We start from the raw sequence: 21557 nt of genomic DNA, 5'->3' as shown, positions 1-21557 counted from the left end.
AAATGCTACTTGGCTGCCATGATCCAGTTAGCTAGACGCCAGGCCTCTGGTTTTCGAGTCCCTGATCCATCTTCGCTCTTGCTGCTTGAACTCCAGCTCGTTCGGAGACTTCTGGAACACCGACCTGCCAGAAGGCTCCGCCTTCTGTGAAGTCTTTGGCTCTTACCTTGGTCACAATCACTGCCGTTCTGTCAGCGGCGCGGGCTTTGACCAAAGCTTCCGAGAATTCGCTAAGCCTTGAAACCTCAAAGGTCACAGCTCCCATTGATTCGGCGTGAGCTTTGAAGTTCACTCTTATATCTGTTCCGGTTCCGGTGGAATCGGAAAGCATGTTGTTATAAGAGGCGCCGCCCTGGCTGACCTGTAGTCGCTCGATGACGGCGTAGCCTTCGTTGTCACAAACCACCAGAATCATTTTGTGTCCAGAAAGAAGCGAGCCGTAAATATCTGAGTTCATCATCATATACGAGCCATCCCCCACCATCGCGTAGACCTCGCCTTTTTCTCTGGCCATGGCAGCTCCCCAGGCACCGGAAATTTCGTAGCCCATGCAGGAAAAGCCATACTCGCAGTCGAAGGAGGCTACGGCCTTACTCATCCAGTTGATATTCAGCTCTCCGGGCAATCCACCGGCTGCGGTCAAGACATAATCTTCTGCCGTTGCACTCTCATGAACTAGACCAACCAGTTGGGCATAACTTGGTGGCCAGATGTTGTCGTCGGCTACCCGTGAATCAACAAAAGCCTGCAGCTCAGATTTGAAGGACCTGGACTCGGTAGTCCAGGCTGAATCGGCAACCCAAGAGCCTAGTTCCTTAGTTAGTTCGCTAAGAGATTCTCTGGCGTCGGCAACCAGCGGTAGCGCCTGATGCTTCACGGCATCAAAGCGAGCCGCGTTGATGCCGATGAATTTTGCATCATCGGCAAACAAAGTCCAAGAACCGGTTGTGAAATCCTCGAGCCTGGTTCCAACTGCCAAAACCAGATCGGCCTTGGAAACTACCTTGTTGGCAGCTTCGGCTCCGGTGACTCCAAGCGGGCCTGCGTAGGCTACGTGGCTTGCCACCAGGGATGATTTTCCAGCTACGGTTTCAACAACCGGGATGCCAAACTTCTCGGCGAAGTCAGCAAGCGCTTTCTCGGCGAGTGAGTAGTGCACGCCACCGCCGGCGATGATTACTGGCTTCTTGGCTGCCTTGATCTGGGCTACCGCCTTGGCCAACTGGCCAAGGTCGGGCCTTGGCCTGGCAATTTCGCGCAAGTTAGTCTCAAAGAAAGAAACCGGGAAATCGTAAGCATCGGCAGCAACGTCCTGGGGCAAACCAATAAAGGCAGGTCCGCAATCGGCTGGATCCAGCATGGTCGCAACCGCCTGCGGTAGCGAGCTTAGAATCTGGGCCGGGTGAGTGATGCGGTCCCAGTATCTGGAGACCGAACGGAATGAATCGTTGACGGTAATCGATGGGGTGCCAAAGTGCTCGACCTGCTGCAGTACTGGATCCGGTAGTCGCGATGCAAAGGTTTCACCGGCAATAAACAAAACCGGCAAACGATTGGCCATGGCAACTCCCGAAGCGGTCACCATGTTGGTGGCTCCCGGTCCAATCGAAGAAGTGGCAACCAATATTTGCTGGCGACGCTTGGCTTTGGCGAAGGCTGCTGCGGCAAGGCCCATGCCTTGTTCGTTCTGGCCACGCCAAACCGGAAGCTCTTTTCTATGCATCTCTAGTGAGTGACCGAGGCTGGTGACGTTGCCGTGACCGAAGATTCCCATCACACCTGGAAACAGTGGCAGGTTCTGACCATCAATTTCGATGCGCTGGGCGATCAAGTATCGAACAATTGCCTCAGCGGTTGTTAGCTTGACTGTTTTAATGCTCATTAGATGGCACTCCCAAGGTCACGGACTTTCTCCCAGGATCGTGATTCCCAAGAGTTGATAAGGGCCTGCTGAACGCTAACGACGTCAACAGCTTCCTTGAAGCTCGGAGAAAAAGGCTTGCCGGTTGCCAGCGATTCGAGGAAGCTGTAATCCTCGATAGCAACAAAATCCTCCAAGCCAATTGCGTTGGCTTGACCTGGAACGAAGTTGGCGTGGAACGGGAACCGATCGCCACCGTAGATGGTCTTGTAGCCTGAGTTCTTATCTTCGATTAGCTCGTAGTACTGCAATTCGTTGAGTTTTTCTAGGTTCCAGGAGATCGCTCCCTTGGTTCCATAGACCTCAAAGGCGTTCTGGCTCTCAGGTCCAACCATGGTCCTGGAAACCTCAAAGGTTCCGGTGGCGCCGTTTTTGAAGGTGCAGAGCATTGAGGCAAAATCCTCGTTTTCAACATTTCCCTTTGGATCTTCTGGTTTACCTCTGCCGTAGTGACCTGCGGCTCCGGTTGGAATCGGACGCTTAGGAATTGTGGTGTTTTTCATACCTATTACCTCGGTGATATCCCCGATTAGGTACTGGGCCATAGATACCGAGTGCGAAAGGATATCGCTGGTGACACCGTAGCCAGCCTGATCCATGATGAAGCGCCAGGTTAGAAGTCCCAGCTCATCGCTTCCATACATCGACAAGAACCTGCCGCGGTAATGGGTGATTTCACCCAGTGCTCCAGAATCAATCAGGTTCTTGGCGTGAATAACAAGCGGTGCCCAGATGTAGTTATAGCCAACACCGGTTGCAACACCAGCTTTTTTGGCAGCAGCTAGAGCTGCAACGGTTTGCTCAGGCTTTCCACCGATTGGCTTTTCGCTGAAGATCGCCTTGCCGGCTGCAGCAGCTGCCTCAATCATCGGAACGTGAAGCATGTTTGGTGCGGTGACCCAAACGGCATCAACGTCGTCGGAATTAATCGCCTCGCGCCAGTCTTCAACCGCTCGCTCAAATCCAAAGTCACTGACTGCTCTTTCGCGCCTGGATGGTTCGGTGTCAGCGCAAACAACCAGCTTCGGGTCAAAGGAGCGTTTTGGGAACAGTGAGGGAATTCGAAGCACCGAGCGAGAGTGAGCCTCGCCCATCCAGCCCAAACCAAGAACAGCGATACCGATGCGTTTGTTCATTTGCCGTGTTTTCCTTTTTCTATTTTGAGCCGTCGCGATTTGCGAGCGCTTTGTGAACCAAGTCTGCGGCGCGGGACACCGCTCCAAAAGTATCCGAATTCGCAGGGTACAAAAGCGACCTTCCGGCCACCAGCCCACGAACATTTGGAATTCTCATGCCAGCTTCCCAGCGACCAAACAATTCACTGTCATCTTGGGTTGGTTCCCCACCCAGCATCAAAACAGGAAGGCTAGTTGCCCCGGCAACCAGCGCCATTTGCTTGCTGGCTGGAACCTTCAGCCAAGAGTATGCCGAGGAGGAGCCAAGCCCTGAAGCTATGGCCACCACCTTGGTTAGGGCCTCATCGGATGGATCCAGCACGGCGGTGCCCTTTTTGTCTTTTCTGTACGGCAGCGGCTCAATCAGGGAAAGCAGCTTCCTGTCGGCAAGCTTGGTGGAAAGGGCGGCAACGGTTTCGATTGTTCTGGCAACCCCGGGGTCTGAGTAATCAATGCGAATCAGGGTCTTTCCCCCATCGAGCCCCATGGACTCGATGTGTTCGGCGTCATAGGAAGTAAGCCGGTCATCTAATTCCCAGCTGGCACCAATGATGCCGCCGCGGTTCATGGTTCCAATTGCCAGCTTGTCATTTAGTGCTCCAAGAAAGGCCAGCTCCTCGAGAATATCGGCACTTGCCAATACCCCGTCAACTGCCGGATTGGCAAGGCCTGAAACTAGTCGCTCCAGAAGCGTGAAGCGATCTGACATCGCTACTGGATTGTTACCAATTGAAATCTTGCCCCGAGCGGTGTGATCGGCGGCCAGGATAAGTAAATTACCGTCCGGGCTCAGTGCCTTTCGACGACGTCTTGCCTTTAGTGCATCAACCAAACTGTGCGGTTCAAAAACCCTCGCATCTAGAAGTGCTTGGTAGTGCTCTCTTTCAAGTTTCACGCTGCCCCCGCTAACATTTTCTCTAGCTCTGATACGGTTGGCATCGCATCGGCGCAGGTCAATCGTGTTGCAACAAGTGCTCCGGCGGCATTGGCAAAGGTGCCAATTCTTCCTAAGTCCCAGTCATTGATTAATCCGTAGCAAACCGCTCCGCCAAATGCGTCGCCGGCTCCAAGGCCACAGACAACCTCGACCGGATGAGCTGGGATCACTATTTGCTCACTAGCTGATTTGATGAGTACTCCCTCGGCTCCAAGCTTGATTATCGCAAGTTTTACACCTGCTGCAAGCAGAGCATCGGCGGCTTCGATTGGGTCAGTTGTGCCAAGAGCCACCTCGCACTCTTCCAAGTTTCCAACCACGATGCTCGCTAATGCGATTGCGGAAGTAGCCATGGCACGAGCGTCTTGCTTAGAAGCCCAAAGCTGCGGCCGGTAGTCAAGATCCAAGATGGTGTGAGAATCAGATGCGCGAAGCCCCATCCAGCTAAGGCAAGTCTCGGCAGTTGTGCCTTGAGATAAAGAGGTCTGGCTAATCCAAAGAATCTTGGTTTCCCGGACCAGCGAGGCGGGCACGCTGAGGCTATCGAGTTGGGTATCTGGCGCCGCTACCCCACGGTAGAAAACCACCGTTGGGGTTTCAGGCGGTGTCAGGGCTGCAAAAGCCAGCGGGGTCTGGGCGTTTTCGACTGTTCCAACAAAGCTGGTGTCCACGCCAAAGGATTTGAGTTTGTTGATCACATACTGCCCAAAGGAGTCGTCTCCGACCTTGGTTGCAAGTGCTGATGCAAGCCCCAGCTGGGCGCAGGCAACTGCAACATTGGTCGGGCTTCCGCCAACCGATTTGGTGAAGCTTTGCTGGGAGTCAAATCCGGCGTTGGCTTCTTTGGCGTAAAGATCTACGCTCACTCGGCCAACACTTAGAACATCCACGATTTGTTTTCTCTACTTCGAAACCAAAGTTGGTGCAACGGTGTTTCTTAGGTAGTCCATTGAAGTTGCTACCTGATGAACCGGACCTTCACCTTCGGCTGGAAAACCAGAAGTGAGTGCGGTGTCTTGCTCGATTACATACCAGCCTTGGTATCCAGCATTTTCTAGAGTTTGGATTACTCCCATGATGTCAACATCGCCCTGGCCAAGCGGTGTAAACAAACCAGCCTGAGTCGCGGCCATCAAAGTGACCTCTCTGCTCAGAACTTTTGGAACCATTGAAAGCTGAACGTCTTTGAGATGAACGTGACCGACTCGTTCCATAGCGTCCTTGGCAAACTGCACTGGGTCTTGTCCACCGATGGCCGTGTGTCCGGTGTCCAAGCACCACTTCACGTCGCAAGAATCCAAGAATCGATGCATGTCCGCTTTTGTTTCCACAATGGTTTGAACGTGTGGGTGGAGCACTTGATCAAGACCGTGCTCTTGGCAGATCTCATCAATAATTCCAAACATCTCAACTGCATGTTTTTGCTCATCAACTGACAACGCTCTAGGAAGGGACCAGTCCCAATCCTGAACGGCAGCCGAAACAAACTTGGTGGCTCCGGCGATTTGGAAGAGCTTTGCTGTGGCTGTGGCGCTATCGATGGTTGCCTGACGCTGAGATTTATCGTGCACCACCACTGGAGTAAATCCACCAAGCAATTGCATCCCGTAATTGGCTAACTCATCTTTCACCGACGCTGGATCGGATGGTAAAAATCCAGGGGCGCCAAGTTCCGTGGCGGTAAAACCAAGCCCCTTCATCTCACTGAGAACACGCTCAGTGGGAAGCATCTCGCCCCAGCCGGGAACCTCGCAAATACCCCAGGAAATTGGTGCTGAGGCAACACGGGATAAAAAGTCAGACAATTGGGACCCTTTCGTTGGAACGTTCCAAAAGTATGCCAGAATAAAGGCACTTTCCGCAACACCACAGCAAGCGAAGCCAAAAGGGGGTCAGATCTTGAAGGTCTTGGTCATAGGTTCAGGTCGCATGGGCGCCATCCGCGCCGAGGACCTAAGCGAAAACCCAAAGGTTAGCAAGGTGCTGATCACAAACCGAAACCCCGATCACGGTATGGCACTGGCTCAGAAGTTTTCAGCCCAGTTTGTGCCCTGGGACTTACTTGGTTCGATTGAGGCGGATGCCTTCGTGGTTGCCGTTGGAACGGCCGCCCACGAGCAGGTGCTTTCCAAAGTACTCCCCCACGGCAAGCCTGTGCTTTGCGAAAAGCCAATTGCCGCAAGTCTTTCTGGAACCCGAGCCGCCATCGAGTCAGCAGCAAAATACGGAGCCCCGATGCAGATTGGTTTTCAGCGCCGCTTTGATGAAAACATTCAAAAAATGAAACAGCAAATTCACTCCGGTGAAATTGGCACTTTGTATTCGCTGACCATGACCGCACACGATTTCACTCCCAGCGCCAGGGAGTTCATTGAAGGCAGTGGCGGTATCTTCCGCGACATGCACGTTCATGATTTTGATCTGATTCGCTGGCTCACCGACACCGAAGTCGAAACCGTTTTTGCCACCAAGTCTGTTTTAGAACACCAGGACTATGCCGACTTTGGCGATGCCGACACTTCGGCGGTGGTTGCTAAAACCACTTCTGGCGTACCCGTGATAATTTCTGGCACCCGTCACAATGGACTCGGACAAGATGTCAGGCTGGAAGCCTTTGGTTCTAAGAATTCAATTTCAGCTGGACTGAATACTCGAACCCCGCTTCATGATCTGGAGCAGCAACTAAAGCTAAATGTGAATCCGTATCTGGGATTTGTCGATCGCTTTCGAGATGCCTTTCGAAATGAAACCAATGCCTTTGTTTCATTCGCCAGCGGTGAAATAGCTAACCCCTGCCCAGCTGATTCCGCGCTTGAGAGCCTGCGGATTGCCGAGGCCTGTGAGTTATCGGCATCAAGTGGCAAATCAGTGCGCGTAGCTGAGGTTTTGTAGCCAACAATGTCCACAAGCAAACCAACTATTCACGACGTGGCCTCATTGGCCGGAGTGTCCAAGTCGCTGGTGTCGCTGGCTCTTTCAGGGTCAAAAAAAGTCAGTGAGAAAAGCCGAGAGCGGATTCTGGCAGCCTCGGAAAGCCTGGGCTACCGCCGAAACGCAGCCGCTAGGTCCCTGGCAGTCCAGCGCAGCCAAACCATGGGGGTTTTGATTCTTGACCTGCACAACCCCGTCTTTGCTGAGATCTTGGATGGGGTTCAGTCCGAGCTTCGAGACTACGGATACTCCACCATGCTGGTGACCGGAGGTAAAGACCCCGTTCTTGAAAAAACCGAGATTGACTCTCTGCTGCAGTTTCAAATCGAGGGTCTGATTCTGATTTCTCATCGACTAAGTTCCAGGGAACTCACGAAAATTGCCAATGAGGTGCCAACGGTGACTGTGACCCGGGAGGATGTGATCTCTTCGGCCCTAGATACCGTTTGCAATGACGATGTTGCCGGAGCCAGGCTGGCAGTTGATCACCTAGTTTCACTTGGTCACTCAAAGATTGTTTGCCTGAGCGGTGGCGACAATCCGGTTTCTCATTCCAGGGTCCAGGGATATCGTCTGGCTATGCAGCAACATGGTAGGCAAGCTTTTTCCAGTGTTGTTTCCGGAGGACTCACCGATGCCACCGGATACCAAGCAGCGATTCAAGCACTCAGTCAAAAACCAACTGCGCTGTTTGTTGCCAATGACATCGCAGCCATGGGTGCTATCGCGGCCATTGAAGAAGCCGGTCTATCAGTTCCAGCAGATGTCTCGGTTGTTGGCTATGACGGAATAAGTCTGGGAGCGCTTCGAAGTGTGAATCTGACTACCATCGCCCAGCCCCTTGATGAGCTTGGTCGACTTGCAGCAAAAGCTCTTGTGCAAAGAATCAAAAACCCCGGGAGTAAATCTCAACACATCCGAGTTTCATCAAAGCTTGTGGTGCGCGGCACCTCCGCTGCTATCTAGCTTCTTCCTTGAAGCTTTTGGCCCAATCCCGAAACCACTCAAGGCATTCAGGGTTCGCCAGCGTTGAGCTATCTCGCTCTGGCCTGCCAGAGATGATATCGGCCAGCGCTAATTCGTTTAGCTTGCCATTTCGAGTTCTTGGCAAATCCGGCACCGAGACAATAAGAGAAGGAACGTGGCGGGGGCTGGCGTTATCTCTCAGGCTGGATTTGATCATCTGGATAAGGCCTTGATCCAGCTGATCTTCGGTCACAACGAACAGCACGATCCTGGTGTCGCCATCAAAAGGCTGAGCTACCGCCAGTGCACCGGCTATTTGGGGCAGATTCATCACCACCCGATAAATCTCGGCGGTGCCAATTCGTACTCCCCTGGAGTTCAAGGTGGCATCCACCCGACCAAGAATCTCAAACCCGCCAGAGCTGGTGGTTCTGGCAAAATCCCCGTGTGCCCAGACCCCTTCAAATCTCTCGAAGTAAGCAGCGCGCATCCTTGCGCCAGAATCATCACCCCAGAATTTCAGCGGGACGGTTGGGAAATCATTTCTACACACCAGCTCGCCATCTTCGCCCGGGGCAACTTCTTTTCCATTCTGATCAAAGATTGCGATATCTAACCCGAGAGCTGGTCCTTGAATCTCTCCCCTGACCACCTTTTCTGTTGGCACCCCGAGCACCAAGCAACCGCAGACATCCGTCCCACCGGCAATCGAAGCTAGAGCCACCGAATCCGAAACTGATTCGGCAACCCAATCAAAGCCGCTTGGTGAAAGCGGGGATCCGGTGGAGGCTATGGTTTTCAAGTTTTTGAGGTCGAATTTTGATTTAGGAACCAGAGCCCGTTTTCTCCAGCTGTCTATCAAGGCAGCCGATACTCCAAGAAATGACACTTTTTCTTCTTCTGCTACCGACCAAAGCTTTGTTATTTCCGGATAGCTAGGACTACCGTCAACCAACACGATGGTTGCTTGACGCCCAAGACCCATTACCAGCCAGTTCCACATCATCCAGCCGCAGGTGGTTGAGTAAAAGATACGATCTCCTGGATTGATATCCAGGTGATAGCCCTGCTCGCTGAGAACCTTTAGGAGCACACCGGCAGCCGAGTGCACTATGCACTTAGGTTTGCCGGTTGTGCCACTGGAAAACAATATGAATCCCGGATGAGCAAAATCTAGTTTTTCAAACTCCAGCTCGGCACCGCGGTGGGGCGCTAGAAATTCTTCCCAGCTTTGGTGGGTGCCAGAGCCCCCTACAACCACAACCTGTTTGATAGTTGGCAGCTCCGAAACAACTTGGTCAATTTTGTCTAGCAGACTGAACTTTTTTCCCCCGTACTGATATTCAGCGGTGGTAAGCAAAAACACTGGCTCAATCTGGCCGAAGCGATCAATAAGTGCTGCTGGACCAAAATCTGTCGAGGCGGTGCTTACTACCGCGCCTAGGCTCAAAGCTCCAAGTGCCAAAACCACAGCTTCTTGAACATTTGGCATCCACGCCACAACCCGGTCACCCTTTTTCATACCGCTGGCCAAAAGGCCCGCTGCGCAGGCCGCCACCTCAGATCGGAGTTGACCTCGGGTTAGGCAACGTCTTGGGGCATGCTCGCTTAGCTCTACCAATACCTCTTGATCGAAATCTCCGGCGAGCAGGGTTTCAACAATGTTGAGTCTGGCCTCTTCAAACCATTTAGTTCCGGTGAAATTTGCTCCACTTCGAACCAAGCTGCCTTTTTGTCCAATGATGCTCAAGTCATCCCAAGCCTGCGACCAAAACAGTTCGGTGTGTTTCACCGACCAAGCGTGAAGCTCTCGGAAATTTTCCATCCCGTTTCGTTCAATAAGAGATTTGAGCAACATGCTCCAAAGCGTAGCTGGTTTGGTTCCCTTTGCTCAAAAGCATTCGGGTAAAACTATTAGCTAACCTGAAAGATAAAGAAAACCCCCGCCGAAGCGAGGGCTTTGCTTTATTTGAATCCTTGTTGGGATGGTAAGGCTATCTTGCAGCCGAACCCTCCTTGTAATCATCTGAGTTCTTGATCCAGGAGAACAGTTTTCTTAGTGTTCTACCAACAGCTTCGATTGGGTGGGCCTCGCCCTTAGCGCGTAGCGCTAGGAACTCAGGTCCTCCGGCATCCTGGTCGGCAACGAATCGCTTAGCAAAAGCACCGTTTTGGATATCGGTTAGAACTTCCTTCATGCGGACCTTTACCTCAGGTCCAATAACGCGTGGGCCTGAGATGTAGTCACCGTACTCAGCTGTGTCAGAAACTGACCAGCGCTGCTTGGCAATTCCACCTTCGTACATCAAATCAACAATGAGCTTTAGCTCGTGAAGTACCTCGAAGTAAGCAACCTCTGGCTGGTAGCCAGCTTCAGTCAAAGTCTCGAAGCCGTACTGAACCAATTGGCTAGCTCCACCACAAAGAACAGCCTGCTCGCCGAACAAGTCAGTCTCAGTTTCCTCAGCGAAAGTGGTCTTGATGGTTCCGGCGCGGGTTCCACCAATTGCCTTGGAGTAGCTAAGCGCTAGCTCCATTGCCTTGCCGGTGGCATCCTGCTCAACGGCAATAAGGTTTGGTACTCCTCTTCCGTCAACATACTCGCGACGAACGATGTGTCCAGGTCCCTTAGGCGCAACTAGGAAAACATCGATGCCAGCTGGTGGCTTGATGTAACCAAAGCGAATTGAGAATCCGTGACCAAAAACCAGTGCGTTTCCGGCTTCTAGGTTTGGCTCGATTGACTCGGTGTATAGATCGCGCTGACGAGGGTCCGGAGCAAGCACCACGATGACATCTGCCCACTTGGCAGCATCTGCAGTGGAAAGAACTTTTAGACCCTGCTCTTCGGCCTTGGCCTTGGACTTTGAGTCTGCCTTTAGACCAACGACAACGTCAACGCCTGAGTCTTTGAGGTTTAGCGAGTGAGCGTGACCTTGAGAACCAAATCCAATAACGGCAACTTTCTTACCCTGGATGATTGAGAGGTCGGCGTCCTTGTCGTAGAAAATTTCTGCCATTTGTCTTTTTCTTTCTCCTTGTGTGTCTCAACCCACGACAACCGAGGGTCAAAGTGTTCTTTTATTACTTACTTAGAAATCTTTTCGCTCATTGACTTTGATCCTCGGCCCATAGCCAAGACACCTGATTGAACCAGTTCCTTGATGCCAAATGGCTCTAGGACCTTCACAAAAGCTTGGCACTTAGAGGCTTCTCCGGTGATCTCGATGATTAGCGCGTCTGAAACCACGTCTATAACTCGGCCCCTAAACAGGTCCACCGCTTCCAGCACCTGGGAGCGGTTGGTTGCATCGGTCTTTACCTTTACTAGGAAATGATCACGCTGAACAGCCATTTCTGGCTCTAGTTCGACGATCTTGATCACGTTGATCAGCTTGTTTAGCTGCTTGGTGATCTGCTCAAGGGCAAGGCCTTCTACCTGAACCACAACTGTGATTCGGGACAGGCCTTCAACCTCAGAAGCTCCCACAGCCAAAGACTCAATGTTGAAAGCACGACGGGCAAACAGACCCGCTACGCGGGTCAATAGACCTGGCTTGTCTTCAACCAGCAGTGAAAGTACGTGTCTAGACATCTTTACTCCTGCCCATCCCAAACTGGAGCTGCGTCTTTAGCGAACTGCACCTCGTCGTTTGATAGACCCGCTGGAACCATTGGCCAAACCATGGCATCTTTTCCAACTACGAAGTCGATAACAACCGGCTTGTCGTTGGTTTCCATGGCTAGCTTGATAGCCGCGTCGACTTCTTCCTTCTTAGTGACTCGGATGCCAAGGCATCCGTAGGCATCGGCAAGCTTTAGGAAGTCCGGAATCATGATTGAGTCCTGACCGGTGTGCAGGTCGGTGTTTGAGTAGCGGCCGTTGTAGAACAGCGACTGCCACTGCCTAACCATTCCCAAAGAAGAGTTGTTGATGATGGCAACCTTGATTGGAATGTCATTGATCGTGCAGGTAGCAAGCTCCTGGTTGGTCATCTGGAAACAGCCATCGCCATCGATTGCCCAAACCAGTCGCTCAGGCTGTGCAACCTTGGCACCCATAGCTGCAGGAACCGAGTAGCCCATGGTTCCAGCTCCACCTGAGTTCAGCCAGGAGTTAGGTCTTTCGTACTTGATGAACTGAGCCGACCACATCTGATGCTGACCAACACCGGCGGCAAAGATTGCCTCAGGGCCAGAGAGTTCACCAATTCGTTCGATTACGTATTGGGGGGAAAGCATGCCATCTTCTGGCCAGTCGTAGCCAAGTGGGTAGCGCTTTTTGAGTCCATCAATAAACACCCACCATTCCTTTAGGTCTGGCTTTTTGCCTTTGGTCTTGGCCTCTAGTTCTGCGTTTAGCTCCTGAAGAACTTCTTTTAGGTCTCCAACGATTGGAACATCAGCGTGACGGATCTTGCCGATCTCAGCTGGGTCAATGTCGATGTGGATGACCTTCGCACCCTTTGCAAAGCTCTTGGCATCTCCGGTGACTCGGTCATCAAAGCGAGCGCCAAGTGTAATAAGAAGGTCTGATTTTTGCAGCGCAGTCACAGCAGGCACGGTTCCGTGCATACCCGGCATACCAAGGTTCTGCGGGTGAGTATCAGGAAGTGCGCCTCTTGCCATCAATGTTGTCACTGCAGGAGCTCCAGTTAGTTCGGCAATCTTGAGTAGCTCCTTGTGAGCTCCGGCACGGATAGATCCACCACCGATATACAAAACCGGCTTACTCGAGGAAAGAATCAGATCAGCTGCAGCAGCGATCTGCTTGCCGTGGGCCTTGGTTGTTGGCTTGAAGCCAGGAAGATCGATCTTCGGCGGCCAAACAAACTCAGCCTTCTGGTTCTGAGCATCCTTGGCAACATCAACCAAAACAGGTCCAGGTCTACCGGTAGTTGCAATCTGAACTGCAGCTGCGATAACTCCTGGGATATCTTCTGCCTTTGTAACTAGGAAGCTGTGCTTGGTGATCGGCATGGTGATACCGACGATGTCAGCTTCCTGGAAGGCGTCGGTTCCAATGTGAGTGGAAGGAACCTGACCGGTGATCGCGAGCATTGGAACCGAGTCCATGTGGGCATCGGCAATTGCGGTCACTAAGTTTGTGGCACCAGGGCCAGAGGTAGCAATACAAACGCCTAGTTTTCCAGAAGCCGAGGCGTAGCCTTCGGCAGCGTGACCGGCACCTTGTTCGTGGCGAACCAGAATATGCCTGATCTTCTTCGAATCCATCAGTGGATCGTAGGTGGGCAAGATTGCACCACCGGGCAGACCAAAGATGGTGTCAATGCCTAGTAGCTCAAGCGATCTAACGATTGCTTGAGCACCGGTTAGGACCTCATTTGGCATTTAAGTTCTTTCTCGTTGTCTTCTCTAGAAATACTGGTTTTGGGTCTGCTGGGTTATCCACAGTAGGCACCCTCGGAAGCCGAGCGCACCACCTTGGTGAATTTAGCGAGCACACCTTTTGTATAGCGTGGTGGAAGTGGAACCCATGTTTTCCTGCGGGTTTCCAGCTCTTGCGCATCAACGAGTAGTTCGAGCGAACGAGCTGCGATGTCGACCCGAATAAGGTCTCCATCGCGAACCAGAGAAATCGGACCACCTTCGGTCGCCTCTGGAGCAATGTGTCCGATACAAAGGCCGGTTGTGCCGCCTGAGAATCGTCCGTCTGTCAATAGTAGAACATCCTTGCCCAGTCCTGCACCCTTGATTGCGCCGGTAAGGGCCAGCATCTCGCGCATTCCAGGGCCTCCCTTTGGGCCTTCGTAGCGGATAACCACCACATCCCCCTTCTGGATTTTGCCTTCTGTCAGAGCCTCCATGGCTGATGCCTCGCGGTCAAATACCCGAGCTGGTCCTTCAAAAGTCTCGAGGTCAAAGCCAGCTGTTTTAACAACCGCTCCTTCAGGAGCCATTGAGCCCTTCAACACTGCAATGCCTCCGGTTTTGTGGATTGGGTCATTCATCGCTCTGATGATCTTGCCGTCTGGATCTGGTGGGTTAATGCCCTCTAGGTTTTCGGCCATGGTCTTACCTGTCACGGTCATAACATCACCGTGGAGAAGTCCCGCATCAAGCAGTGCCTTCATCAAAACTGGAACTCCGCCAACGCGGTCTACGTCGTTCATTACAAACTCACCGAATGGCTTTAGATCTCCTAGGTGTGGAACCTTGTCAGAGATGCGGTTGAAATCTTCTAGCTGAAGATCAACTTCTGCCTCGCGTGCGATAGCTAGAAGGTGCAACACAGCGTTAGTTGAACCGCCGAAGGCAACAACCACTGCAATTGCGTTCTCAAATGCCTTCTTAGTCAAGATCTGTCGAGCGGTAATTCCCTTATCGATTAGGTTCACAACCGCTTCACCGCTTCGCTCAGCCCAGGTGTCACGTCTTCGATCTACCGAAGGAGGCGCAGCCGAGCCTGGAAGGCTCATGCCGAGAGCTTCTGCAGCACTTGCCATGGTGTTAGCGGTATACATTCCGCCACAAGCACCTTCGCCAGGGCAAATTGCTCGCTCGATGCGATCAAGATCTTCTTCGCTCATCTTGCCGGCCTTGCAAGCACCAACGGCTTCGAAGGCATCAATGATGGTCACTGGCTTTTCGGTGCCATCGGTTAGCTTGACCCAACCAGGAGCAATCGAACCGGCATAGAGAAACACTGATGCAAGATCCAATCTTGCTGCTGCCATCAACATGCCAGGCAGAGACTTATCGCAACCAGCTAGAAGCACGCTTCCGTCAAGGCGCTCGGCCTGCATAACAACCTCGACGGAGTCAGCAATTACTTCGCGGGACACTAGTGAGAAGTGCATACCCTCGTGGCCCATGGAGATTCCATCGGACATCGATATGGTTCCAAACTGCATCGGGAAACCATTGGCTCGCTCAACGCCAACCTTGGCGGCTTTGGCTAGACGGTCCAAAGAAAGGTTGCAGGGGGTTAGTTCGTTCCAGCTAGATCCGATGCCGATTTGTGGCTTTACCCAGTCGGCATCGCCCATTCCAACAGCCCGAAGCATTCCGCGGGCTGGAGCCCGCTCAATTCCGTCGGTAACGGCAAAGCTTCGAGGTTTCATGTGGTTGGTCATGCCCTTAAGTCTAACTTGCTACTTGAAGCCTTGGCATGGGGAATATTTGGGCAGGAAGGTCCGAAATAGCCTGAATAATAGGTCTTGATGTCAAACAAAACCCAGCCAAGCTCGTTGGAGCTTTATACCCTTGCCGCCGAGAGGTCCTCGAACGCGGTTATTGACTCTTACTCGACTTCCTTCGGGGTTGCCACCAAGCTATTGGCTCCCGAAATCCGCCAGCACGTTAGAAACATCTACGCTCTGGTTCGAGTCGCCGACGAGATCGTAGATGGCGCTGCCGCAGAGGCAAGAGTTGGCGGCGGAAACGTTGAGCCATCGGTAGCTCTAGATACCCTCGAAGCCGAAATCTACAAAACCCTAAGGTCTCACTTTTCAACCAACTTGGTAGTTCACGCTTTTGCAAAAACCGCCAACGAAACTGGTTTTGCCCGAGGCATCATCGAACCATTCTTTGCTTCGATGCGCATGGACCTGTGGCCACGCAAGCACACCCCTGAGTCGTTCAATAAGTATGTCTACGGTTCAGCAGAGGTAGTAGGCCTTATGTGCCTGCACGCCTTCATCAAAGAATCAGATTTCTCGATGCAGGACTACGCCAAGATCGTAAAAAGCGCTCGAGCACTTGGAGCTGCCTTCCAGAAGGTGAATTTCCTAAGGGATCTCTCCGCTGATTTTGAAAAGCTCGGCCGAAGCTACTTCCCAGATGTCAATCCAGCAAGCTTCAATGAATCTCAAAAAGCTGAATTGCTAGCAGATATCCGAGCTGACCTAAGTACCTCGAGCCAAGCTCTGAAGTTCTTACCTACTAGCTCCCGCAAGGCGGTATCGGCAGCTCAGATGCTGTTCACCGAATTAGCCAATCGAATTGAGAAGACCCCTGCTGAGCAGATGCTTCGCGCAAGAATCTCTGTTCCCAACGCAACCAAATTGTTCATTGTTCTAAAAGCCCTAATTGGAGTGGTCCCTAAATGACTCAGAAAACCGCTGTTGTTGTAGGCGGCGGTATCGCAGGTCTTGCTAGCGCCGCTCTTCTAGCCAAAGCCGGCATGAAGGTGACACTTTTAGAAGCCCGCGAAAAAGTTGGCGGACGTGCCTACATCTGGGAAAAAGATGGCTTCGTTTTCGACATGGGACCTTCTTGGTACCTGATGCCAGATGCTTTTGACCAGTTCTTTAAGCTGATGGGAACAACCGCTGACAAGGAACTAAAGCTGGTAAAGCTTGAGCCTGCCTATCAGACTAGAAATGAAGGCCGCGACGAGAAGCTAATGATCGTCCAGGATCTGGACAAAAACAAAGCGCTTTTCGATTCGATTGAGCCAGGAGCTGGAGTAAAGCTTCAGCAGTACTTGGATTCAGCCAAGGAAACTTACGACTTGTCGATGAAGCACTTTCTATACACAAACTTTGAGAACACTAAGAGCTTTACCAATAAAGAAGTACTCGGTAAAGCACCTAGGTTCCTATCTCACCTGGTGACTTCTTTGTATGCCTTCTCTGGCAAGTACGTCAAAGATGAGCGACTAAAGAAAATCTTGAACTTCCCTGCGGTTTTTCTTGGCGCATCTCCTTATGACACCCCGAGCATGTATCACTTGATGACCCACGTTGATCTAAACGTTGGAGTGTTCTACCCGATGGGTGGTTTCTACACCTTGATTGAGGCCATCGAACGCATCGCCAAACAGCACGGGGTTGAAATCAAGACCAACTCCCCTGTGTCCAAGATCGAAGTAAACGATAAGGGAATCGCAACCAGTGTCACAGTTGGCGGAGTCTTCATCGAAGCTGACGTTGTTGTTGGAACAGCGGATATGCACCACGTTGAAACCAAGTTGCTTGAGCCTAAGCACCAAACCTTCCCTGAGAAGTTCTGGGCTAACAAGGTTCCAGGTCCCTCCGCGATGCTGTTGTATTTAGGTGTAAAAGGTCGCGTCCCGCAGCTAAATCACCACACGCTTTTGTACACCGAGAACTGGAGCAAGAACTTTGCTGAGGTATTCCACAAAGCAGACGGTAGGCGCAAGATTCCAAACCCAGCTTCTTTGTACATCTGTGCACCGAGTGTGACTGACCCATCGGTTGCCCCTGAGGGCTACGAGAACCTATTCGTGCTTGTTCCAATCGCAGCTGATCCTTCAATTGGTGGCGAAGGCGATGAACTGTTTGAGCAGAGTGTTGACCGCATCATCGATCAAATTGCCGACTGGTGTGAGATTCCAGATCTCAAAGAGCGCATCGTGGTTAGAAAGTCCATGGGACCAAGAGATTTCGTCCAGCAACTCAACGCCTGGAACGGTACAGCTCTAGGTATGGCACACACCTTGCGCCAGAGTGCTTTCTTTAGACCAAAAAACCGCAGCAAGAAGGTAAAGAACCTTTTCTACGCAGGACACAACACCATTCCTGGAATTGGCTTGCCGATGTGTCTTATCGGTGCAGAGCTTGTCTACAAATACCTCGTTGACGACAAATCAACTGGTCCAATCGCCGGTGAGCTAAAGCCAGTTCCAACCGGTGGTTGGAAGGGACTCAAGTAGTTTCTAGAATCTAAAGATTCTCGTCGGCGAACAAAACGATGGCGTCGTAGTGGTACTTCCCTAACCCTTTGGCAACAGCCTCATAGGTTTCTTGATACGGCGATGGGATTATGTAGCTCATCGCAAGGGCTTTGTAGCTTTCCCGATTCGGCTTCCAGAACTTCAGACAGAACTCATAGTGTCTTCGAACAAGATCTTGCACTGCCTCGTCACTTACCTCTAGCCCCTGCTCCATAGAAGCCTTGAAACCTTGAGTTATCTCATCAAAAGCAACCGTAAATTGCTTGTTCTCGGCCTCAGAAAAATTGTTGACGTATTGACCGCTGTGGTGACCAAAAGGATCGCTCATGTCTCAATTCTGGCTGAAGAATTTTACAAAACGGCTATTCTCGAATTATGTACGGAAGCTACCTGCTCATTCTGATTTTGTCGCTGGTTGGCCTGTACCTTCTGGATCGAACCCACAAGCTTGCCTTCACAGCCAGCCCCAAGCGTGCCTTCTGGTCTATGGTTCCAGCCTTCGTGGTTTTTGTGATTTGGGACATCGCAGGTATTGCGCTGGGTATTTTCTTTAGGGGCAACAACACGTTGTTGACCGGCATTCAGATATTTCCTGAGTTCCCAATCGAGGAGATCTTCTTCCTTGCCCTGCTTTGCTACAGCACCCTGATTGCCCTCACCTGGATTTCTAAGGTGTTGAACAAGAAATGACTTACGCCGAACTGAACCTCTTGTTTTTGCTTCCCGTCGCAGCGCTGCTGTTGTTCTTCCGCTATCTCGTTAGATGGAGAAAGCTGTGCTGGACCGTGAGCGCACTGGTGTTGATGACTGCAATCTTTGACAACTTCATTGTTGGTAGCGGAATCGTTGCCTACAACCCAGAGACTTTATCTGGAGCCTTTATTGGCTTCGCACCAATAGAGGATTTCGCCTATACGCTGGTGGCTGCAGTGCTAGTTCCACTAACTTGGTGGTGGCTAGGCTCAAGACAATCCAAGTCCAGGAAGGGTAAGTAGTTGAAAGCTCTAACCTCGCTGGTCTTATCTTCCAGACCTATCTCCTGGGTGAACACCGCATTTCCATTCTTTGCGGCTTACTGGTTTGTGAACCAAAGAATTGATCTTCCGCTGATTATCGGAACAATCTTCTTTTTGATCCCCTATAACTTTCTGATGTATGGCATCAACGATGTCTTTGACTATGAGAGCGACCTTCGAAACCCCCGCAAGGGCGGTATCGAAGGAGCCCTGCTTGATCCAAAGCTTCACAAGCTCACTATCTTTTCTTCGATGGGGCTATCGCTTGGTTTTGTTATTTACCTGCTCTGGATTGGCTCGGACACTGCTGATTTCTGGCTGCTTGTCACCTTGTTTGCAGTCCTGGCATACAGCGTTCCGAAGCTTCGATTCAAAGAGATCCCGTTCTTGGACTCTTTTGCCTCTGCTATGCACTTCATCGGACCGATGCTGTTTGCTTTGGCGATATCAAATGTCGACATCTTTGAATTCAAGCTGTTCTCAATGATCTTGGCCTTTTTGGGCTGGGGTATGGCAAGCCATGCCTTTGGTGCGGTGCAGGATGTTCGAGCAGACCGCGAAGCTGGCATCAAATCGGTGGCTACCGCAATCGGTGCCCGTAACACAGTGCGCTTTGCTTTCTTGCTTTATTTCTTAGCTGGAATTTCAATTATGAACGCAGGCCCTCACGGAATGGTGGCAGCTTTGGCTGCCATTCCATACCTTGTCATTATTTCCCCGTACCTGAACATCACCGATGAGGATTGTGAGAGAGCTAACCGGGGATGGAGAAAATTCATCTGGTTGAATTTTGCTGGTGGTGCGCTGATTAGCCTTTTGCTAATCAACTACATCCAAGCTATTTAGGCTGCTCTTTCGGTCCAAGAGATCAAAAACTTTCTGTTGAAACCCTTGCCGCAGTAGCCGCAGGCAAGTTGCGCTCTTGGGGATTTGTATCGGTAGTGACGGTGACCGTTTTTGCACTCACCAATCCATTTGGCTGTTTGCTCGGCAATTTCTTTACCGGTGAACTTTTCTCCTCGATAGCCAATTGATTTGGCTATCTGTTTCCAGTTCGGTCCATGGCCGGCATCTTTTCCTGCGAGCGCGTGAGCGACTTCATGCAAGATAACTTGTTCTGATTGATCCAGCGAGTGGTACTGAACCAGGTATTTGGAAAGCGAAATCTGGTAGTCGGTGTAGTTGCAAAGACCTGCCCTTTGCTTGGCTGAGTCAAAGATGAATTCCCAAGGAGCTTGGAGTCCGTGCTCTTGCATTTTTTGCTTGGCCAGAAAGGCTATGTATTCGAAGCGATCAAGCCTTAGCCTCTGGAAGCGGTTTTTGCCCTTGGAAAACTGCCTTCCGGTTTCAAAGCCAAGGGCTTCGAGCTGGAAGATCAGCTGATGGTTGGTCAGGGGCACGAAAGTTCGAAGTTCTCCGAATTCGTCGTGGGAGAACACCTCGTGAATAAACTCCCGATCTATCAGATCGGGAGCTGGGACCTCAAGGACTTGGGTTTTTTCGGACATCTGTTTGTCAAGGATAACTGTCACCCCTGTCAATTCAATGTCTATGGGGAGGGTTTTGCCCCTTAGCTATCTATCCCTAGGCTTAAGGGTATGAAGTATGTAAACCACGTCTCTGAGCTAATCGGAAACACACCTCTTATAAAGCTCAATTCGGTGACCGAAGGCATCAAGGCCACAGTTCTAGCCAAGGTGGAATACTTCAACCCCGGTGGTTCAATCAAGGACCGCATTGCCGAAAAGCTCATTGATGCAGCCGAAGCATCCGGTCAACTAAGACCCGGTGGCACCATCGTTGAGCCAACCTCGGGAAACACCGGTATCGGTCTTGCTCTAATTGCTCAGCAGCGCGGCTACCGCTGCATCTTTACTGTTCCCGACAAAGTTGCCGAGGATAAGCGCAACACCTTGAAGGCCTATGGTGCTGAAGTGATCGTTTGCCCTACCGCCGTAGCTCACGAGGACCCTCGCTCTTACTACTCGGTAAGTGATCGCCTAGCCAAAGAGATTCCTGGTGGCTTCAAACCTGATCAGTACTCGAACCTGAATGGTCCTGCTTCTCACTACGCCTCAACTGGGCCTGAGATCTGGAAGGACACCGAAGGCAAGGTCACTCACGTTGTCATTGGTGTTGGAACCGGTGGAACCATTTCAGGAACTGGAAAGTACCTCAAGGAAGTAAGCGGCGGCAAGGTTCAGGTAATTGGTTGTGATCCGAAAGGTTCAATCTATTCCAAGACCGAAACCAACTCGATGCCTTACCTGGTTGAAGGTGTTGGCCGCGGCGATGACTTCTTGCCTGCTGCTTACAACTCAGATGTAGTTGATGAAGTGATTCCGGTGCCTGATGCCGAGAGTTTTGAAATGACCAGAAGGCTAGCTCGCGAAGAAGGCCTTATGGTGGGTCCTAGTTGTGGAATGGCTGCAGCTGCTGCGCTAAAGGTAGCCAAAGATCTTCCTGCCGATGCAGTGGTGGTTGTGATCTTGCCTGATGGTGGACGCGGGTATCTCGCCAAGGTATTCAACGATGGTTGGATGCAAACCCACGGATTCCTAGGCGATGACGCTTCAGTGAAGCTTGCCGATAAGGTCGCATTCGAGCCTGCCGGTGTTCCATTTGTTCTAGAAAATGACTCTCTAGTTAGCGCTAGGCAGTCGATCGAGGATGCAGGCCTTACTTCACTTCCGGTTATGGTCAAAACTCCCCCCGTTCGAATCGGTCACGTTATTGGCACCATTTCTTTGGCGCAAATTGACGCTGCCGCTCCAACCGCGACAGTCAAGGACATCCTTGGAGCAAAGCCGGCTCTAGTTGGCTCGGGCCAAGGTGTTGATGTTGCCAAGAAGCTATTGGCCTCGAACGATTTTGCTCTGCTGCTACACGATGGTGAAGTGCAAGCCCTTATAAAGCCAGGGCAGCTGAGCTAACCTAGTAAAAATAAGAA

20 protein-coding genes are annotated in these 21557 nt (G+C 51.6%); 8 read left to right on the top strand and 12 right to left on the bottom strand.

The genetic code is table 11. The features are described from left to right. Positions 1–31: 31 nt before the first annotated feature. From iolD to AC8GDC_RS01845, 5 genes are read right to left on the bottom strand one after another with little or no spacing between them, the layout of a single operon-like run. Entirely contained in the window at positions 32–1882 is a 1851-nt protein-coding gene (iolD, locus tag AC8GDC_RS01865) for a 3D-(3,5/4)-trihydroxycyclohexane-1,2-dione acylhydrolase (decyclizing) (protein ID WP_506558193.1), read from the bottom strand. After that, positions 1882–3057 carry a Gfo/Idh/MocA family protein gene (locus AC8GDC_RS01860; protein WP_506558192.1) on the bottom strand — a complete coding sequence of 392 codons (1176 nt, stop codon included), beginning with the start codon at positions 3055–3057 and terminating at the stop codon, positions 1882–1884. Before AC8GDC_RS01860 ends, iolD begins: the two co-directional genes overlap by 1 nt. Positions 3058–3076: 19 nt before the next feature. Continuing rightward, entirely contained in the window at positions 3077–3991 is a 915-nt protein-coding gene (locus AC8GDC_RS01855) for a Cgl0159 family (beta/alpha)8-fold protein (RefSeq protein WP_506558191.1), read from the bottom strand. Beyond that, positions 3988–4923 carry a 5-dehydro-2-deoxygluconokinase gene (iolC, locus tag AC8GDC_RS01850; protein ID WP_506558190.1) on the bottom strand — a complete coding sequence of 312 codons (936 nt, stop codon included), beginning with the start codon at positions 4921–4923 and terminating at the stop codon, positions 3988–3990. Before iolC ends, AC8GDC_RS01855 begins: the two co-directional genes overlap by 4 nt. Positions 4924–4935: 12 nt before the next feature. After that, a complete protein-coding gene (locus AC8GDC_RS01845) occupies positions 4936–5838 on the bottom strand; it encodes a TIM barrel protein (RefSeq protein WP_506558189.1) in 903 nt (300 codons plus the stop codon). Between the two features lie 94 nt (positions 5839–5932). Between AC8GDC_RS01845 and AC8GDC_RS01840 the strand changes: the two genes are divergently transcribed. Next, a complete protein-coding gene (locus tag AC8GDC_RS01840; protein WP_506558188.1) occupies positions 5933–6925 on the top strand; it encodes a Gfo/Idh/MocA family protein in 993 nt (330 codons plus the stop codon). Positions 6926–6931: 6 nt separating this feature from the next. Beyond that, positions 6932–7930: a LacI family DNA-binding transcriptional regulator gene (locus AC8GDC_RS01835; protein WP_506558187.1), complete on the top strand. Its 999-nt coding sequence runs from the start codon at positions 6932–6934 to the stop codon at positions 7928–7930. Here AC8GDC_RS01835 and AC8GDC_RS01830 read toward each other — a convergent pair. The 5 genes from AC8GDC_RS01830 to ilvD form a co-directional block, all read right to left on the bottom strand. Beyond that, on the bottom strand, positions 7923–9788 hold the full coding sequence (locus tag AC8GDC_RS01830) for an acetoacetate--CoA ligase (protein ID WP_506558186.1): 1866 nt from the start codon (positions 9786–9788) through the stop codon (positions 7923–7925). The two genes, AC8GDC_RS01835 and AC8GDC_RS01830, sit on opposite strands and share 8 nt — an antisense overlap. Before the next feature lie 136 nt (positions 9789–9924). Further along, on the bottom strand, positions 9925–10950 hold the full coding sequence (ilvC, locus tag AC8GDC_RS01825; RefSeq protein ID WP_506558185.1) for a ketol-acid reductoisomerase: 1026 nt from the start codon (positions 10948–10950) through the stop codon (positions 9925–9927). A gap of 68 nt (positions 10951–11018) precedes the next feature. Beyond that, positions 11019–11525, bottom strand: a complete 507-nt coding sequence (gene ilvN / locus AC8GDC_RS01820; protein WP_506558184.1) for an acetolactate synthase small subunit — start codon at positions 11523–11525, stop codon at positions 11019–11021. A 2-nt stretch (positions 11526–11527) separates the two neighbouring features. Then, the gene (locus AC8GDC_RS01815; protein WP_506558183.1) at positions 11528–13282 is read right to left on the bottom strand and encodes an acetolactate synthase large subunit; all 1755 of its coding nucleotides are present in this window, start codon (positions 13280–13282) and stop codon (positions 11528–11530) included. A gap of 53 nt (positions 13283–13335) precedes the next feature. Then, on the bottom strand, positions 13336–15027 hold the full coding sequence (gene ilvD / locus AC8GDC_RS01810) for a dihydroxy-acid dehydratase (protein ID WP_506558182.1): 1692 nt from the start codon (positions 15025–15027) through the stop codon (positions 13336–13338). 87 nt (positions 15028–15114) lie between these two features. On the opposite strand from ilvD, the gene AC8GDC_RS01805 reads away from it, so the two are divergent. Both AC8GDC_RS01805 and crtI read left to right on the top strand, forming a co-directional pair. Further along, positions 15115–16002 carry a phytoene/squalene synthase family protein gene (locus AC8GDC_RS01805; RefSeq protein ID WP_506558181.1) on the top strand — a complete coding sequence of 296 codons (888 nt, stop codon included), beginning with the start codon at positions 15115–15117 and terminating at the stop codon, positions 16000–16002. After that, entirely contained in the window at positions 15999–17570 is a 1572-nt protein-coding gene (gene crtI, locus AC8GDC_RS01800; protein WP_506558180.1) for a phytoene desaturase family protein, read from the top strand. Before AC8GDC_RS01805 ends, crtI begins: the two co-directional genes overlap by 4 nt. Positions 17571–17580: 10 nt before the next feature. On the opposite strand, the gene AC8GDC_RS01795 is transcribed toward crtI, so the two are convergent. Beyond that, complete coding sequence (locus AC8GDC_RS01795; RefSeq protein WP_506558179.1) at positions 17581–17919, bottom strand: TipAS antibiotic-recognition domain-containing protein; 339 nt, start codon at positions 17917–17919, stop codon at positions 17581–17583. Positions 17920–17966: 47 nt separating this feature from the next. Between AC8GDC_RS01795 and AC8GDC_RS01790 the strand changes: the two genes are divergently transcribed. The 3 genes from AC8GDC_RS01790 to AC8GDC_RS01780 are packed head-to-tail and all read left to right on the top strand — an operon-like array spanning position 17967 to position 19453. Beyond that, complete coding sequence (locus AC8GDC_RS01790; protein WP_506558178.1) at positions 17967–18281, top strand: lycopene cyclase domain-containing protein; 315 nt, start codon at positions 17967–17969, stop codon at positions 18279–18281. Continuing rightward, a complete protein-coding gene (locus AC8GDC_RS01785) occupies positions 18278–18586 on the top strand; it encodes a lycopene cyclase domain-containing protein (protein WP_506558177.1) in 309 nt (102 codons plus the stop codon). The genes AC8GDC_RS01790 and AC8GDC_RS01785 overlap by 4 nt, the downstream gene beginning before the upstream one ends. Then, on the top strand, positions 18587–19453 hold the full coding sequence (locus tag AC8GDC_RS01780) for a prenyltransferase (protein ID WP_506558176.1): 867 nt from the start codon (positions 18587–18589) through the stop codon (positions 19451–19453). On the opposite strand, the gene AC8GDC_RS01775 is transcribed toward AC8GDC_RS01780, so the two are convergent. Then, positions 19450–20115 carry a SprT-like domain-containing protein gene (locus AC8GDC_RS01775; protein ID WP_506558175.1) on the bottom strand — a complete coding sequence of 222 codons (666 nt, stop codon included), beginning with the start codon at positions 20113–20115 and terminating at the stop codon, positions 19450–19452. The genes AC8GDC_RS01780 and AC8GDC_RS01775 overlap by 4 nt on opposite strands. Positions 20116–20205: 90 nt before the next feature. On the opposite strand from AC8GDC_RS01775, the gene AC8GDC_RS01770 reads away from it, so the two are divergent. Further along, positions 20206–21540: a cystathionine beta-synthase gene (locus tag AC8GDC_RS01770; protein WP_506558174.1), complete on the top strand. Its 1335-nt coding sequence runs from the start codon at positions 20206–20208 to the stop codon at positions 21538–21540. Positions 21541–21557 lie beyond the last annotated feature (17 nt).

The sequence above is a fragment of the Rhodoluna miladensis (SeqCode) genome (genome assembly GCF_965234705.1).
In the GTDB taxonomy this organism is placed as follows: domain Bacteria; phylum Actinomycetota; class Actinomycetes; order Actinomycetales; family Microbacteriaceae; genus Rhodoluna; species Rhodoluna miladensis.
Note: the sequence above shows the minus strand (reverse complement) of the source record. Positions and strands in the feature narration are given on the sequence as shown.